The 16,112-nt window shown below is 68.3% G+C and carries 15 protein-coding genes; 11 read left to right on the top strand and 4 right to left on the bottom strand.

What is annotated here, in order from left to right; translation table 11 throughout:
* Window positions 1–43: 43 nt before the first annotated feature.
* The 11 genes from ggt to ntrC all read left to right on the top strand — a co-directional run bounded on the left by ggt (window position 44) and on the right by ntrC (window position 12,140).
* The gene (ggt, locus tag ACAM52_RS17705; protein ID WP_095950003.1) at window positions 44–1,780 is read left to right on the top strand and encodes a gamma-glutamyltransferase; all 1,737 of its coding nucleotides are present in this window, start codon (window positions 44–46) and stop codon (window positions 1,778–1,780) included.
* Between the two features lie 61 nt (window positions 1,781–1,841).
* Window positions 1,842–2,582 carry a pseudouridine synthase gene (locus tag ACAM52_RS17700; RefSeq protein WP_369644143.1) on the top strand — a complete coding sequence of 247 codons (741 nt, stop codon included), beginning with the start codon at window positions 1,842–1,844 and terminating at the stop codon, window positions 2,580–2,582.
* A 105-nt stretch (window positions 2,583–2,687) separates the two neighbouring features.
* A complete protein-coding gene (locus tag ACAM52_RS17695) occupies window positions 2,688–3,701 on the top strand; it encodes a YncE family protein (protein ID WP_062470897.1) in 1,014 nt (337 codons plus the stop codon).
* Window positions 3,685–4,515 carry a polysaccharide deacetylase family protein gene (locus ACAM52_RS17690; RefSeq protein WP_369644142.1) on the top strand — a complete coding sequence of 277 codons (831 nt, stop codon included), beginning with the start codon at window positions 3,685–3,687 and terminating at the stop codon, window positions 4,513–4,515. The genes ACAM52_RS17695 and ACAM52_RS17690 overlap by 17 nt, the downstream gene beginning before the upstream one ends.
* A 16-nt stretch (window positions 4,516–4,531) precedes the next feature.
* Window positions 4,532–5,506: a sterol desaturase family protein gene (locus tag ACAM52_RS17685; RefSeq protein ID WP_070059806.1), complete on the top strand. Its 975-nt coding sequence runs from the start codon at window positions 4,532–4,534 to the stop codon at window positions 5,504–5,506.
* A 56-nt stretch (window positions 5,507–5,562) separates the two neighbouring features.
* Entirely contained in the window at window positions 5,563–6,468 is a 906-nt protein-coding gene (locus tag ACAM52_RS17680) for an EI24 domain-containing protein (protein WP_369644141.1), read from the top strand.
* Entirely contained in the window at window positions 6,465–7,265 is an 801-nt protein-coding gene (locus ACAM52_RS17675) for a competence/damage-inducible protein A (protein ID WP_369644140.1), read from the top strand. The genes ACAM52_RS17680 and ACAM52_RS17675 overlap by 4 nt, the downstream gene beginning before the upstream one ends.
* A 147-nt stretch (window positions 7,266–7,412) precedes the next feature.
* Window positions 7,413–8,828, top strand: coding sequence for a type I glutamate--ammonia ligase (glnA, locus tag ACAM52_RS17670; RefSeq protein WP_062470904.1), 1,416 nt, complete (start codon window positions 7,413–7,415; stop codon window positions 8,826–8,828).
* 146 nt (window positions 8,829–8,974) lie between these two features.
* Window positions 8,975–9,499: a hypothetical protein gene (locus ACAM52_RS17665; RefSeq protein WP_095744472.1), complete on the top strand. Its 525-nt coding sequence runs from the start codon at window positions 8,975–8,977 to the stop codon at window positions 9,497–9,499.
* Window positions 9,500–9,513: 14 nt separating this feature from the next.
* Complete coding sequence (glnL, locus tag ACAM52_RS17660; protein WP_062470910.1) at window positions 9,514–10,593, top strand: nitrogen regulation protein NR(II); 1,080 nt, start codon at window positions 9,514–9,516, stop codon at window positions 10,591–10,593.
* 26 nt (window positions 10,594–10,619) lie between these two features.
* Window positions 10,620–12,140, top strand: a complete 1,521-nt coding sequence (gene ntrC / locus ACAM52_RS17655; RefSeq protein WP_062470913.1) for a nitrogen regulation protein NR(I) — start codon at window positions 10,620–10,622, stop codon at window positions 12,138–12,140.
* Between the two features lie 26 nt (window positions 12,141–12,166).
* Here the strand turns inward: ntrC and ACAM52_RS17650 are convergent, their stop codons facing one another.
* From ACAM52_RS17650 to ACAM52_RS17635, 4 genes are all read right to left on the bottom strand, one after another.
* A complete protein-coding gene (locus ACAM52_RS17650) occupies window positions 12,167–12,697 on the bottom strand; it encodes a hypothetical protein (RefSeq protein ID WP_070059800.1) in 531 nt (176 codons plus the stop codon).
* A 5-nt stretch (window positions 12,698–12,702) separates the two neighbouring features.
* Window positions 12,703–13,488 (bottom strand): exodeoxyribonuclease III, encoded by a 786-nt coding sequence (gene xth, locus ACAM52_RS17645; protein WP_095744475.1) that lies wholly within the window; start codon window positions 13,486–13,488, stop codon window positions 12,703–12,705.
* Between the two features lie 223 nt (window positions 13,489–13,711).
* Complete coding sequence (locus ACAM52_RS17640) at window positions 13,712–15,205, bottom strand: ABC transporter permease (RefSeq protein WP_369644139.1); 1,494 nt, start codon at window positions 15,203–15,205, stop codon at window positions 13,712–13,714.
* A 76-nt stretch (window positions 15,206–15,281) separates the two neighbouring features.
* Window positions 15,282–16,112 carry a substrate-binding domain-containing protein gene (locus ACAM52_RS17635; protein WP_369647748.1) on the bottom strand — a complete coding sequence of 277 codons (831 nt, stop codon included), beginning with the start codon at window positions 16,110–16,112 and terminating at the stop codon, window positions 15,282–15,284.

Raw genomic sequence — 16,112 nt, 5'->3', positions numbered from 1 at the left:
CCCCTCCCTCATTCTTCATCCAACGCACAGAGGAGACTTTTCCATGCAGCACTTCAAGTGGACCCCCACCCTGCGCGCCGCCGTCGCGGCCGCGCTCACCCTGGCGGCGGCCGGCGGCTCGCAGGCCGCGTCGCAGGCGCCGGTGGCGGCCGAACACGGCATGGTCGTGAGCGCGCAGCACCTGGCCAGCAAGGTCGGCGTCGATGTGCTCAAGCGCGGCGGCAACGCGGTCGATGCGGCGGTGGCCGTGGGCTATGCGCTGGCGGTGGTGTACCCGGCGGCCGGCAACCTCGGCGGCGGCGGTTTCATGACCGTGCAGCTGGCCGACGGCCGCAAGACCTTCCTGGACTTCCGCGAGAAGGCCCCGCTGGCCGCCACGGCCAACATGTACCTCGACAAGGACGGCAACGTCGTCAAGGGCCTGAGCACTCACGGCCACCTCGCCGTGGGCGTGCCGGGCTCGGTGTCGGGCATGGAGTACGCGCGCGAGAAGTACGGCACCATGAAGCGCGCCGACCTCATCGCCCCCTCGGTCCAGCTGGCCGACAAGGGCTTCGCGCTGGAGCAGGGCGACATCGACATGCTGCTCACCGCCACCAACGACTTCAAGAAAGACCCGGTCTCCGGCGCCATCTTCCTGAACAAGGGCGAGCCCTTCGCGGTCGGCCAGAAGCTGGTGCAGAAAGACCTCGCCAAGACACTGAAGGAAATCAGCGCCAAGGGCACCGACGGCTTCTACAAGGGCTGGGTCGGCAAGGCCATCGTGGCGTCGAGCCAGGCCGGCAAGGGCATCATCACGCAGGCCGACCTTGACCAGTACAAGACGCGCGAACTCGCGCCGGTCGAGTGCGACTACCGCGGCTACCGCGTGGTGTCGGCGCCCCCGCCGAGCTCGGGCGGCGTGATCATCTGCGAGATGCTCAACATCCTCGAGGGCTATCCGCTCAAGGACCTGGGCTTTCGCTCGGCGGAGTCGGTGCACTACCAGATCGAAGCCATGCGCCACGCCTACGTGGACCGCAACAGCTACCTGGGCGACCCCGACTTCGTGAAGAACCCGCTCGACCGCCTGCTCGACAAGGGCTACGCCGCCAAGATCCGCGCCGCCATCGACCCCAAGAAGGCCGGCGTGTCCAAGGACATCAAGCCCGGCGTCGCGCCGCATGAAGGCAGCAACACCACCCACTACTCGATCACCGACAAGTGGGGCAATGCGGTCTCGGTCACCTACACGCTGAACGACTGGTTCGGCGCCAAGGTCACGGCCGACAAGACCGGCGTGCTGCTGAACAACGAGATGGACGACTTCACCTCGAAGATCGGCGTGCCCAACATGTACGGCCTGGTGCAGGGCGAGGCCAACGCCATCGCCCCGGGCAAGCGCCCGCTGAGCTCGATGAGCCCGACCATCGTCTCCAAGGATGGCAAGCCCGTGTTCGTGGTCGGCACACCCGGCGGCAGCCGCATCATCACGGCCGTGCTGCACACCATCCTGAACGTGGTCGACTACGGCATGAACGTGCAGGAGGCCGTGGATGCGCCGCGCTTCCACCAGCAGTGGCTGCCTGATGTCACCAACGTCGAGACCTTCGCGATCAGCCCCGACACCCGCAAGATCCTGACCGACATGGGCCATAACCTGGGCGTGCCGCAGCCGGCCAACCACCTGGCGGCGATCATCGTCGGCGCGCCCTCGCTGGGCGGCAAGCCGGTGGGTGCGAATCGCTTCTACGGCGCCAACGACCCGCGCCGCAACACGGGCCTGGCAGCAGGCTACTGAACCTGCGGCACACTTGAAGGCGGTCGTGCCCCTGTCGGCACGGCCGCTTTTTTCATTTTTCATGCACCTGCAAGACATCCTCTATACCCAGGGCTTCGGCACCCGCCGCGTGTGCGCGGGCCTGGTCCAGCAAGGCCACGTGAGCATCGCCGGCGCGGCCGTGACCGACCCCTTCGCCGACCTCGACCCCGAAGGCCTGCTGTTCACCGTGCAGGGCACCGAGTGGGCCTGCCACGAGAAGGCCTACCTGATGCTGCACAAGCCGGCCGGCACCGAGTGCTCGCAGAAGCCCTCGACCTACCCGAGCATCTACACGCTGCTGCCGTCGCCGCTGCGCCTTCGGCCCAACAAGGGCGCGGTGCAGGGCGTGCAGGCCATCGGCCGGCTCGACCAGGACACCACCGGCCTGCTGCTGCTGACCGACGACGGCCAGTTCATCCACAAGATGGGTTCGCCCAAGCACCATGTGCCCAAGGTCTACGAGGTGACGGCCAAGCACCCGATCGACGAGGCGCAGATCACCAAGCTGCTGGCCGGCGTGGTGCTCGACGACGATCCGAAGCCCGTGCGCGCGGCCGCCTGCGAATCCGACAGCCCGCTGCACCTGCGGCTCACGCTCACCGAAGGCAAGTACCACCAGGTCAAGCGCATGCTGGCCGCGGTCGGCAACCGGGTCGAGGGGCTGCACCGCTCGCGCATCGGCGGCCTGGCGCTGCCGGACGACCTGGCGCCGGGGCAATGGCGCTGGCTCACGGCCGAACAGGTGGCCCAGCTGCGCGCGCCGGTGCCCCGGGCCGCTTGACATAGGTCAAGGCGCCGCGCGCAACAGCGGGTGAGGGGGCGCCGGCGGTCAGCTGTTTGTCGGGTTCGACCGTTAAGATTGTTAACCCTCTCCCGGAACCTTCCCTTGCGACTCCCTGCCCGCCCGAACGGCCGCATCGCGGCCTTCCTGCTGTCCTGCCTGTGCCTGACAGCCCTGGTGACCCTCCCCGCCGCGGCGGCGCCGCCGGCCCCTCCACCGGTTTTTGTGCTCAATTCGCTGGACGCCAGCGTGAGCGTGATCAACCCGGTCGACTGGACCGAGAAGCAGCGCATTCCCACCGGCAAGGAGCCGCACCACATCTACATGACGCCCGACGAAAAGTCGGTCATCGTGGCCAATTCGGCGGGCGATTCGCTCACCTTCCTGGACCCGCGCACGGCCGAGGTGCAGCGCGTGGTGTACGGGATCATCGATCCCTACCAGCTGCAGTTCTCGCGCGACATGAAGTGGTTCGTCACGGCGGCCAACCGCCTGAACCACGTCGACGTGTACCGCTGGGACGGCAAGGACCTGAAGCTGGTCAAGCGCATCGCCACCGGCAAGACGCCCAGCCACATCTGGATCGACAACACCAGCACCGTGGCCTACGTCACCATGCAGGACAGCGACGAGCTGATCGCGGTCGACCTGCCGACGCAGACCATCCGCTGGCGCATGGCCACCGGCGCCATGCCGGCCGACATCTTCGGCGCCCACAACGACAAGACGCTGCTCGTGGGCCTCACCGGCAGCGACGGCGTGCAGGTGTTCGACGTGGCCGGCGCCCAGCCCAAGCTGGTCGGCAAGATCCCCACCGGCAAGGGCGCCCACGCCTTCCGCTCGGCCGGCGACGGCAAGACCGTGTTCGTGAGCAACCGGGTCGCCAACACCATCAGCCGCATCGACCTGACCACGCTGAAGGTCGTCGCCACCTACAACGTGCCCGGCGGCCCCGACTGCATGGACGTGTCGGCCGACGGCAAGACGCTGTACGTGACCTCGCGCTGGGCCAAGAAGCTCACGGTGGTCGATCTCGCGAGCCAGAAGGTCGTGCGGCAGATCAACGTCGGCCGCTCGCCGCACGGCGTCTGGACCCTCGACCATGCCAAGCGCATCTGAGCGCGTGCGTGGCTTGCGCACCGCCGGGGTGGCCTTCGCCGTCGCGGCGCTGGCCTGCGCCACCGTGCCGGCGGCCGGGGCCCAGGACGCTGCCGCCTGCGACAAGCCGGTCTACCTGACGCTGGACACGGGTCACATGGGCATCGCCCCGCTGGTGGCCGACGTGCTCAAGCGCCAGGACGTGCGCGTCACCTTCTTCGCCGCCGCCGAGCGCACCCAGACCGACGGCGACAGCCTGGACGACCACTGGGCGCCGTGGTGGAAGGCGAGGGCGGCCGAAGGCCACGAGTTCGGCTCGCACACCTACGACCACGCCTACTGGCGCGGCGACGTCAAGGGCACGCCGCCGAGCTTTCGCATCAAGCCGTCGGCCGGCCCGCAGACCGGCAAGGAGTCGGTCTGGAGCGCGGCCCAGTACTGCGCAGACATCCGCAAGTCGTCCGACCGGCTGGCCGCCATCACCGGCAAGAAGCCGCTGCCGCTGTACCGCGCGCCGGGCGGCAAGACCTCGCCCGCTCTATTGGCGGCCGCCAGGGACTGCGGCTACGCGCATGTGGGCTGGTCGCCCGCCGGCTTCCTGGGCGACGAGCTGCCCAGCGAGGCCTTCAGCAACCAGAAGCTGCTGGCCCAGGCGCTCGCGGGCATCCGCCCCGGCGACATTCTGCTGGCGCACCTGGGCATCTGGTCGCGCAAGGACCCGTGGGCGCCCGCCAACCTGGAGCCGCTCATCGTCGGCCTGAAGGCCAAGGGCTTCTGCTTTCGCACGCTGCGCCAGCACCCGGACTACCGCGCCTGGATCGCCTCCCACCCTTGATTCCTGAGTTTTCGCCGTGATCGACTGGTTGACCGACGTTTTTTCCGCCATGCAGGGCTGGCTCTTCGAGACCGCCGTGCAGCCGCTGGTGTACGCCATCGGCCTGGGCGGCTGGGCCGAGGACGCCTTCGACGCCACCGGCTGGTTGCTGGTCGGCGTGATCCAGATCCTCGTGCTGCTGGCCGTGATCGGTCCGCTGCAGCGCTGGCGCGCGGTCGAGCCCGTGACCGACCGCCGCGCCATCCGCATCGACGTGCTCTACACGCTGATCCACCGGCTGGGCCTGTTCCGGCTGGCGCTGTTCTTCACGCTGCAGCCCCTGTTTGACGACCTGCTCGGCAGCCTGCGCATGGCCGGGTGGGGCACCTTCCACCTGGACGAGGCCTGGCCTGGCGTGACCGACGTGCCGTGGGTGGCCTTTGCCATCTACCTCGTGGTGCTCGACTTCGTCGGCTACTGGATCCACCGCGGCCAGCACCAGTTCAACTGGTGGTGGAGCCTGCATTCGCTGCACCACTCGCAGCGCCAGATGACGATGTGGAGCGATGACCGCAACCACCTGCTGGACGACGTCATCCACGACACGCTCATCGTCATCGTGGCGCAGCTGATCGGCGTGGCGCCGGGCCAGTTCATCGCCGTCGTGGCCTTCACCCAGCTCAGCGAGAGCCTGCAGCACGCCAACCTGCGGCTGAGCTTCGGAGCCATCGGCGAGCGGCTGTGGGTCAGCCCGCGCTTCCACCGGCTGCACCACAGCATCGGGCTGGGCCACGAGTCGCACGGCCGGAGCACGCTCGGCGGCCACAACTTCGGCGTGCTGCTGCCCTGGTGGGACATGCTCTTTCGCACCGCCAACTTCGAGAACCGCTACGACCCGACCGGCATCCGCGACCAGGTCGAGCCCGGCGCCGACGGCCGCCCGCGCGACTACGGCCAGGGCTTCTGGTCGCAGCAGTGGCTGGGGCTGAAGCGGCTGTTCGGCCGCGCCTGATCCGCCCGCAGGCCCGGCAGCGGGCGGGCCGGGGCCTTGCGCTATCCTCGAACCTCATGCGCCTGCTCCTTGACTCCTTCTGGCGCGCGGTGGCCTATTGCATGCTCCCGCGCGTGATCGTGCTGTCGCTCCTGCCGCTGGCGCTCATGGTGCTGCTGGCCGCGGGGCTCGGCTACTTCTACTGGGACGCGGCCGTCGCCTGGACGCGCGAGGCCCTCGACGCCTGGCCGCTGCTGTCCAGCTTCTGGGCCTGGATCGGGCGCCTCTTCTCCAGCGACGTCACGGCCGCGCTGGCGCCGCTGGTGGTGGTGTTCGGCGTCACGCCACTGATCGTGGTGCTGTCGCTGCTCATCGTGGCCGGCTTCATGGCGCCGGCGCTCACCAAGCTCGTGGCCGAACGGCGCTTTCCCACGCTCGAACAGAAGAAGGGCGCCTCCTTCTTCGGCAGCGTGCTGCGCTCGCTCGGCGCCACCGTGCTGGCGCTGATCGCGCTGGTGGTGTCGATGCCGCTGTGGCTCATTCCGCCGCTGGTGCTGATCCTGCCGCCGCTGATCTGGGGCTGGCTCACCTACCGGGTGATGAGCTTCGACGCGCTGGCCGAGCACGCCAGCCCCGAAGAGCGCGCCGCGCTGCTGCGCGCCCACCGGCTGCCGCTGCTGTGCATCGGCGTGCTGTGCGGCTACCTGGGCGCCGCGCCGAGCATCGTGTGGGCCTCGGGCCTGCTGTTCGCCGCCGCCTTCTTCGTGCTGGTGCCGATCGCCATCTGGATCTACACGCTGGTCTTTGCTTTCTCCGCGCTCTGGTTCGCGCACTACTGCCTCGACGCCCTGACCCAGCTGCGCGCCCAACGCGCGGCGCAGCAGCCCGCGGCCGGCAGCGGCGACGCACAGCAGCAGGCGATCGAGGCGGCGCAAGCCACCGAGGCCAACAAGGCCGCTCTTTCTCAATGGAGTTCTCCATGACACGCGCATTCGGTCTCATCGTCGTCGGCGACGAGATCCTTTCCGGCAAGCGGGCCGACAAGCACATGGCCAAGGTCATCGAGCTGCTGGCCGCGCGCGGCCTGCAACTGGGCTGGGCCGAGTACGTGGGCGACGAGCCCACGCGGATCACCGCGGCCCTGATGCGCGCCTTCGCCTCGGGCGACATCGTGTTCTCGACCGGCGGCATCGGCGCCACGCCCGACGACCACACCCGCCAGTGCGCCGCCCAGGCCCTGCGCGTGCCGCTGGCGCTGCACCCCGAGGCCGAGGCGCTGATCCGCGAGCGCATGCAGGACACGGCCCTGGAGCAGGGCATGCCCTACGAGCCCGACCGGCCCGACAACATCCACCGCCTGAACATGGGCGTGTTTCCGCAGGGCGCGTCGATCATCCGCAACCCGTACAACAAGATCCCGGGGTTCAGCGTCGAGCACGTGCATTTCGTGCCGGGCTTTCCGGTCATGGCCTGGCCCATGATCGAGTCGGTGCTCGACAGCCGGTATGCCGATCTGTTCACCCGCAACGCCATTGCCGAGAAGTCCGTGATCGTTTTCGGTGCGATGGAAGCCACCCTCACGCCCCTGATGCAGGCCATCGAGCAGGCGCACGCCGGCATCAAGGTGTTCAGCCTGCCCAGCGTGGATCACCCCCAGTACGGGCGCCACATCGAGCTGGGCGTCAAGGGCGACCCCGCGAAGCTCGATGCCGCCTATGGCCAGCTCATCGAAGGTCTGCACACTTTCGATGCGAAGCTAGGCCCCGAATTGGTGCGTTAATCTGCATTGCACCAATTTAGTGATTTTTTCCTTTTCCGGCAGCCCCTGGGCCGTCACCCGGGCCTCATCCGGCGGGGTGACAATGGCACAGAAACTGCATCCTCCCGTCCCTGTATTCCTAACCACCATCCAACTCAGGAGAAACTGATGGCAAAGACCGTCGCCGATGTACTCAAGCTCGTCAAGGAAAACGAGGTCAAGTTCGTCGACTTGCGCTTCACCGACACCCGCGGCAAAGAGCAGCACGTGACCGTGCCCGTGTCGCACTTCGATGAAGACAAATTCACCTCGGGCCACGCGTTCGACGGTTCGTCCATCGCCGGTTGGAAGGGCATCGAAGCCTCGGACATGCAGCTCATGCCCGACCCGAACACCGCCAACATCGACCCGTTCTTCGAAGAAACGACGCTGATCCTGACCTGCGACGTGATCGACCCGGCAGACGGCAAGGCCTACGAGCGCGACCCGCGTTCGCTCGCCAAGCGCGCCGAGGCGTACATGAAGGCTTCCGGCCTGGGCGACACCGCCTACTTCGGTCCGGAACCCGAATTCTTCGTGTTCGACGGCGTGCGCTGGAAGAACGACATGTCGGGCTGCTTCGTGAAGATCGAGTCCGAAGAAGCCTCGTGGAACACCGACAAGGAGTTCGAGCACGGCAACAGCGGCCACCGTCCCGCAGTCAAGGGCGGCTACTTCCCGGTGCCCCCGGTCGACAGCTTCCAGGACATGCGCTCGGAAATGAGCCTGGTGCTCGAATCGCTGGGCATCCCGGTCGAAGTGCATCACCATGAAGTGGCCAACGCCGGCCAGCTCGAGATCGGCACCCGCTTCAGCACGCTGGTGCAGCGCGCCGACTGGGTTCAGCTGCAGAAGTACGTGATCCACAACGTGGCCCACGCCTACGGCAAGACCGCCACCTTCATGCCCAAGCCCATCGTCGGCGACAACGGCTCCGGCATGCACGTGCACCAGTCGGTCTGGAAGGACGGCAAGAACCTGTTCGCCGGCGACGGCTACGCAGGCCTGTCGGACTTCGCGCTGCACTACATCGGCGGCATCATCAAGCACGCCCGTGCCCTGAACGCCATCACGAACCCCGGCACCAACAGCTACAAGCGCCTGGTGCCCGGCTTCGAAGCCCCGGTGAAGCTGGCCTACTCGGCCAAGAACCGTTCGGCCTCGATCCGCATCCCGTTCGTGGCCAACCCGAAGGGCCGCCGCGTCGAAGCGCGCTTCCCCGATCCGCTGATGAACCCGTACCTGGGCTTTGCCGCGCTGCTGATGGCCGGCCTGGACGGCGTGGAAAACAAGATCCATCCGGGCGAAGCCGCCAGCAAGGACCTGTACCACCTGCCGCCGGAAGAAGACGCGCTGATCCCGACCGTCTGCCACAGCCTGGACCAGGCCCTGGAGCACCTGGACAAGGACCGTGCGTTCCTGACCAAGGGCGGCGTGTTCACCGACTCGTACATCGACGCGTACATCGACCTCAAGATGCAGGAAGTCACGCGCTTCCGCATGGCGACCCATCCGGTCGAGTTCGACATGTACTACTCGCTGTAAAAAGCGCCACAGCAAGCCCGCCCCGGCGGGCAAGTAAGACAAAAGGACGGCCCCGGCCGTCCTTTTTCCTTGGTGCGGAACACCCTGTCGTGAGCGGGCCCGAATTGCATCAAAATGCGCGTTTGTCGCGCCCTCTCCGGATCCAAATGAAGACTGCTTCCCTGATTTTCCTGGCCGCCGCCTCGTTCGCCACCGCCACGGCGGCGCTCGCGCAAGAGCGCGTCTGGCGCTGCGGCAACGAGTACACCAACAACGCGACCGTGGCCCAGCAAAAGGGCTGCAAGATCATGGAAGGCGGCAACGTCACCGTCGTGCAGGGCACGAAGCCTTCGGGCGGCGGTGGTGGCAGCGCGTCGTCGTCGGGCGGTTCATCCGCCGCGCGCGCCCCGGCGGGCAGCCCGCGTGTCGAAGGCGTCGACCAGCGCGCCCGCGACGGCGAGGCGCGCTCGGTGCTCGAGGCCGAGCTGCGCAAGGCCGAGGCCCGCCAGACCGAGCTCAAGAAGGAATACAACAACGGCGAGCCCGAGAAGCAGGGCAGCGAAGGCCGCAACTACCAGAAGTACCTGGACCGCGTGGCCGAGATGAAGGCCGAACTCGCGCGCAACGAGAGCGACATCGCCGGCATCCGCCGCGAAATCGGCCGCCTGCCCGGCAAGCCGCAAGCGCAGTAAGCGGCGCGCAGTCCATGGTGTTCGGCAAGAAGGCGACTGGCGCCAATCCGCGCTTTCGCGCCTTCGACCTCTTGTCCACGCTGATCGCGGTGGTCAACAGCGACGGCTCGGTGCTGTTCGCCAATGCAGGCCTCGAAGACGCGCTGGGTACCTCGCGGCGCACGCTCGAGGGCTCGCAGTTCGGCGCCTGTTTCCATGAGCCGCAGGTGCTGCGCACCGCGCTCGACGGCGCCAGCAGCAACGACTTCGCCACGCTGCGCTACGAGGCCTTTTTGCGGCGCGTGAACCACGAGCTGATGCCCGTGCAGGTCACGCTCGCGCACGGCGACAAGAAGGGCGAACTCATCATCGAGATGTCGCCGCTGGAGCAGCAGGTGCGCCAGGACCGCGAGGAGCGCCTGATCGACCAGGCGCAGGCCAACAAGGAACTCATCCGCAACCTCGCGCACGAGATCAAGAACCCGCTGGGCGGCATCCGCGGCGCGGCGCAGCTGCTGCAGATGGAGGTCGAGTCGCGCGACCTCATCGAGTACACCCAGGTCATCATCCACGAGGCCGACCGGCTGCAGACGCTGGTCGACCGGCTGCTGGCGCCGCACCGGCGCCCGCACGTGGTGGGCGACGTGAACATCCACGAGGTGTGCGAGCGCGTGCGCTCGGTGATCCTGGCGGAGTTTCCCCGCGACCTGCACATCGAGCGCGACTTCGACGTCTCCATTCCCGAGTTCCGCGGCGACCGCGAGCAGCTCATCCAGGCCACGCTCAACATCGCGCACAACGCGGCGCAGGCCCTGGCCGAGCGCCGCGCGGCGGGCGACGCGCAGATCACTTTCAAGACCCGCGTGGCCCGCCAGGTGATCTTCAACAAGCAGTGGTATCGATTGGCACTGGAATTGCATGTCATCGACAATGGACCGGGTGTGCCGGACACGATCAAGGACCGCATCTTCTATCCGCTCGTTTCGGGCAGGGAAGGCGGGACCGGGCTGGGACTGACGCTTGCGCAAACTTTTGTGCAACAGCATCACGGCGTGATCGAGTGCGACAGCGTCCCGGGCCGAACCGATTTCAAGATATTGATTCCGCTGCCCTAGCGCAGCCCCGGCAACAGAGGAGATGCATGAAGCCGATCTGGATAGTTGATGACGACCAATCGATACGCTTCGTGCTCGAGAAGGCGCTGCTGCGCGAAGACCTGCCCACGCGCAGCTTCACGAACACACGCGAAGTGCTGGCCGCGCTCGAACAGGCCGAAGGCGACGAGCAGCAGGGCCCGCAGGTCCTGGTGAGCGACATCCGCATGCCGGGCGGCTCGGGGCTCGACCTGCTCGACAAGATCAAGGCCAAGCACCCCGGCCTGCCGGTCATCATCATGACCGCGTTCTCCGACCTCGACAGCGCGGTCTCGGCCTTCCAGGGCGGCGCCTTCGAGTACCTGCCCAAGCCCTTCGACCTGCCGCGCGCCGTCGAACTCATCCGCCGCGCCGTCGACGAAAGCCAGCGCGAAGAGGTGTCCGAAGAGCGCATGGTCGCCGCGCCCGAGATGCTCGGCCAGGCGCCCGCGATGCAGGACGTGTTCCGCGCCATCGGCCGGCTGTCGCAAAGCAACGTCACGGTGCTCATCACCGGCGAATCGGGCTCGGGCAAGGAACTGGTGGCGCGCGCGCTGCACAAGCACTCGCCGCGCGCCAACGGCCCCTTCGTGGCGATCAACACCGCCGCCATTCCCAAGGACCTGCTCGAGAGCGAACTCTTCGGCCACGAGCGCGGCGCCTTCACCGGCGCGCAGACCATGCGCCGCGGCCGTTTCGAGCAGGCCGAGGGCGGCACGCTGTTCCTCGACGAAATCGGCGACATGCCCTTCGACCTGCAGACGCGCCTCTTGCGCGTGCTCAGCGACGGCCACTTCTACCGCGTGGGCGGCCACAACTCGGTGAAGGCCAATGTGCGCGTCATCGCCGCCACCCACCAGGACCTCGAGCAGCGCGTGAAGCTCGGCGGTTTCCGCGAAGACCTGTTCCACCGCCTCAACGTGATCCGCCTGCGCCTGCCCGCGCTGCGCGAACGCGGCGAAGACGTCCCCGCGCTCACGCGCCACTTCCTGCAGCAGAGCGCGCGCCAGCTGGGCGTCGAGCCCAAGCGCATCTCCGACGCGGCGCTGGCCAGGCTCGCGGCCTTCAACTTCCCGGGCAACGTGCGCCAGCTCGAGAACATCTGCCACTGGCTCACTGTGATGGCGCCCGCGCAGCTGATCGAGTCGAAAGACCTGCCGCCCGAAGTGATGGCGGGCAGCGGGGCGGACGTGCATGTGGCGGTGGCCGAGGTGGCGGCGCCCGTGCAGGCTGCAGCGCCGTTGGCCGTCGAGCGCGACGCGTCCGCACCGGTGGTCGCGGCCCCCGAGGCGGTGCCAGGCGCCCCCACCGGCCCCAGCGCCTGGGAAAGCGGCCTCGAAGCCGAAGCTCAGGCGCTGCTGGCCGCAGGCCGCACCGACGTGTGGGACGTGCTCACGCGCCGCTTCGAATCGCGGCTGATCCTCACCGCGCTGGCCAACACGCGCGGCCGGCGCATCGAGGCGGCCCAGAAGCTGGGCATCGGGCGCAACACCATCACCCGGAAAATCCAGGAACTCGGTATCGAATGAAAAGGCCCTCCCAGGGCCTTTTTTTATTACCGGCTGCGTTGGCCTAGCGTCAGCGAATCGAGCTGGAAATTGCCGCTCTTGTCCCAGAGCCAGGTGTCGACATACGTGTGACCGCCCAGCTTGCCGGGGCTCGGCAAGGGCGAGGTCGCCTTGACCAGCTCCGCGATCATCGGCGGCACTTCGGGCGCATGGCTGGGCACGCGGCTGAAGGTGACGTTGGTGACCTTGCCGTTGGCATCGATCTCGGTCTCGACCACCACCACGGCGTACACCAGTGGCGGGATCTTGCCCTTGTAGATGCGGCTGGCATACGCCTTGTAGATGTGGCGTGCGCCGGTCTTGCGGTAGGTGCGGATCGCGGGCGTCTGCGCGGTGATGAGCCGCACGGTCGGCACGTCGCGGCTGCCTTCGGTGGCGGTTGCGCCGCCGGGCGATGTGCTGCCTGTGCCGCTTTCCGATCCGCTGCCCGGCTTGAGCACCGAGCAGGCGGTCAGCGCGAGCGCTGCGGCGGCGATCGCGGCGGAACGGGCCAGGCGTGCGGCGATCGGCGTCGTCATGGCCGTCAGGCGCCCGCGCCGAGTTCGAGCACCACCGGGGCGTGGTCGCTCGGCTTTTCCCACTTGCGTGGCACGCGGTCGATGACGCAACCCTTCACCAGCGGCCGCAGCGGTTCGCTCACGAGGATGTGGTCGATGCGCAGGCCGCGGTTCTTCTGGTAGCCCAGCATGCGGTAGTCCCACCACGAGAAGCTTTTTTCGGGCTGCTCGAACATGCGGAAGCTGTCGGTCAGGCCCAGGCCGAGCAGCGCCTTGAAGTGGTCGCGCTCTTCGGTCGTATGGTGGATCGTTTCCTTCAGGCCCACCGGGTCGAAGCTGTCGCGGTCCTCGGGCGTGACGTTGAAGTCGCCCAGCAGCACGAGGTTCGGGTGCGCCGCGAGTTCACGCGCGATGTAGGCGTGCAGCGCGTCGAGCCACTTCATCTTGTAGGCGAACTTCTCGCTGCCCGGTTCCTGGCCATTCACGAAGTAGCCGTTGATCACGCGCAGGGGGCCCGAGGGCGTCTCGATGGTGGCGGCGATCACGCGCGACTGCTCGTCGGCGAAGTTCTCGATGTTCTTCACCACGTCGCGCACCGGCGCCAGGCTGAGGATGGCGACGCCGTTGTAGGTCTTCTGCCCGAACACCGCGGCTTCGTAACCGGCCGACTTCAGCACCTCGAGCGGAAACTTGTCGTCGGTCATCTTGAGCTCCTGCAGGCACAGCACATCGACCGGGTTGGCGATGAGCCAGTCGAGCACATGCTGCAGGCGCGCGGTGAGGGAGTTGACGTTCCAGGTGGCTATTTTCATGAGGGCTCTGCGTATTCGGTTATCGGGGGGCGGTCGTGCGTTCGCAGCCGGTCGGTGGGGTCTCTGTGCAGGCGAAGGAAGTGGCCCCGCCCAGACCCGGAAGGAAGGCGTGTCGGCAGCGAGACCGCGACAGTGATTTCCATCGCGGTATTTTGCCTCGCTGGATCGGGATGCCGTGTAAGCGAAGGCGAGGGGCGCGGAACCGCCGACCCGCCCGCCGGCGCTAGGGCTGAAGGTACCAGCCCAGCTCGCCCTGCAGGAACTGGGCGGCCTCGGGCGGCAGGTCGTCCGAATCGAAGAAGCTCGCCACGGGCCGCTCGACCACGATGCGCCCCGCGTGCAGGTAGGCCACGCGCGTGGCCAGGCGCTTGGCCTGCCCGAGGTTGTGCGTGCTCATCACGATCGTCACGCCACTGTGGGCGACCTCTTCGATGAGGGCCTCGATCTCGTTTTTGGCGCCGGGGTCCAGGCTGGCCGTGGGCTCGTCCAGGAACAGGATGTCCGGCTGCAGCGCCCAGGCGCGCGCCAGGCCCAGGCGCTGTTGCTGGCCGCCCGACAGCGAACGCGCCGAGCGCTCGGCATGTTCGAGCAGGCCCACGCGCGCCAGCGCCAAGCCGCAGCGCTCGCTACGCTCGGCGGCCGGCACGCCCGCCAGCCACAGGCCCACCCACACGTTGCGCCACACCGAGAGGCTCAGCAGGAACGGGCGCTGGAACAGCATGGCCGCGCGCGGCAGGCGGCCTTCGGGCCGCAGCGGCAGGCGCTCGCAGCGCCCTTCGCAGGGCAGCAGGCCGTGCAGCAGCCGCAGCAGCGTGGTCTTGCCCGAACCGTTGGCGCCCACGAGCACGAGCCGGTCGCTCCGGTGCAGGGTCAGCGAGGCCTCGTCCAGCGCGACCAGCGCGCCGAAGCGCACCGTGGCGCGCTCGAGCCGGATCAGCGGCACCGTGCCGGCCACGGCCGGCGTGTGCGGGGCGAGCGCGCGGCGCACCGCGCGCGGCTTCGCCGGCGGGGCAGCGTTCAGCGGACGCGTGGCCAGCCATTGCAGCAGCCCGATGGCGCCGTTGACCGCGCCGACCACCGCCAGCAGCACGATGCCCAGCGCCAGGGCCAGCGCGAGGTCGCCCTTGCTGGTTTCCAGCGCGATGGTGGTGGTCATCACGCGCGTCACGCCGGCGATGTTGCCGCCGACGATCATCACGGCCCCCACCTCGGCAATGGCCCGCGCGAAGGCCGTGAGCAGCACGGTGGCCACGCCCATCCGGTCGTGCACCAGCATCAGCAGGGCGGTGGCGAGCGGCCCGGCGCCCAGCGAGCGCAGCTGGTCGCCGCCGTCGGCCAGCGCCGCCATCACGAGCCGGCGCGACAGCGCGGCGATCAGCGGCGTGACGAGCACGCTCTGCGCCACCACCATCGCGGACGGCGTGAAAAGAATGCCCAGTTCGCCCAGCGGCCCCGAGCGCGAGAGCAGCAGGTACACCAGCAGGCCCACCACCACGGCGGGCAGGGCGAGCAGCGTGTTCACCAGCCACACGGCCAGCGCATGCCCCGGGAACCGCGCCACCGCGAGCCAGGCGCCCAGCAGCAGGCCGAACAGCGCGCCGATCAGGCAGGCCGTGGCGCTCACCTGCAGCGAGAGCGCCGTGATGCGCGCGAGTTCGGGGTCGGCGCCGGTGATGAGGCGCCAGGCCAGCGCCCAGCCTTCGGTCACGGTGTTCATCGAGAGACGGCTTTCATCGCCGACGCGAGGCCGTGCGCATTGCACAGCCCGGCACCGTCATCGACCGGCGCGCCGTTCACTGGCCCGCGTTCGGGAAGAAGAGCTGCTCGCCGCCGATCTTGTACGCGGCGATGGCGGCCTGCCCGTCGCGCGACACGACCCAGTCGGAGAAGCCTTGCGCCAGGTCCTTCTTCACGTGCGGGTGTCTGGCCGGGTTCACGACGATCACGCCGTACTGGTTGAACAGCTGCTTGTCGCCCTCGACCACGATGCCCAGGTCGGCGCGGTTCTTGAAGTTGAGCCAGGTGCCGCGGTCGGACAGCACGTAGGCATTGGTCGACGCCGCGATGTTGAGCGCCTGGCCCATGCCGCAGCCGCACTCCTTGTAGCCGGCCGGCTTGGCGGCGGCCAGGTCGATGCCGGCCAGCTTCCACTGGCGCAGCTCGGCCGCATGGGTGCCGCTCTTGTCGCCGCGCGAGACGAAGGCGCCGCCCGTGGTGCCCAGCCGCTTGAGCGCGGCCGCGATGTCGTTGCCGCGCACGGCGGCCGGGTCGGACTTGGGCCCGATCAGCACGAAGTCGTTGTACATGACCGCACGGCGCGGCAGGCCGAAGCCTTCGGCGACGAACTTCTCTTCGGCAGGCTGGTCGTGCACGAACAGCGCGTCGGCGTCGCCGCGGCGCGCCATGTCCAGCGCCTGGCCCGTGCCCACCGCCACCACGCGCACCTCGGTGCCCGAGGCTTTGGTGAACTGCGGCAGCAGGTGCTTGAACAGGCCCGACTGTTCCGTCGAGGTGGTCGAGGCCAGCACGATGAACTTGTCCTGTGCCTGCGCCATCGGCGCGAGCAGCGTGCCGATAAGCGCACCGGCGAGGGCGAGAAGGGTGAAGCGTCTGCGCGAAGCCAT

Origin of the sequence: Variovorax sp. V118 (assembly GCF_041154445.1) — a bacterium.
In the GTDB taxonomy this organism is placed as follows: domain Bacteria; phylum Pseudomonadota; class Gammaproteobacteria; order Burkholderiales; family Burkholderiaceae_C; genus Variovorax; species Variovorax boronicumulans.
The sequence above is the reverse complement of the archived record's forward strand: the minus strand, read 5'-3'. Positions and strand labels throughout refer to the sequence as shown.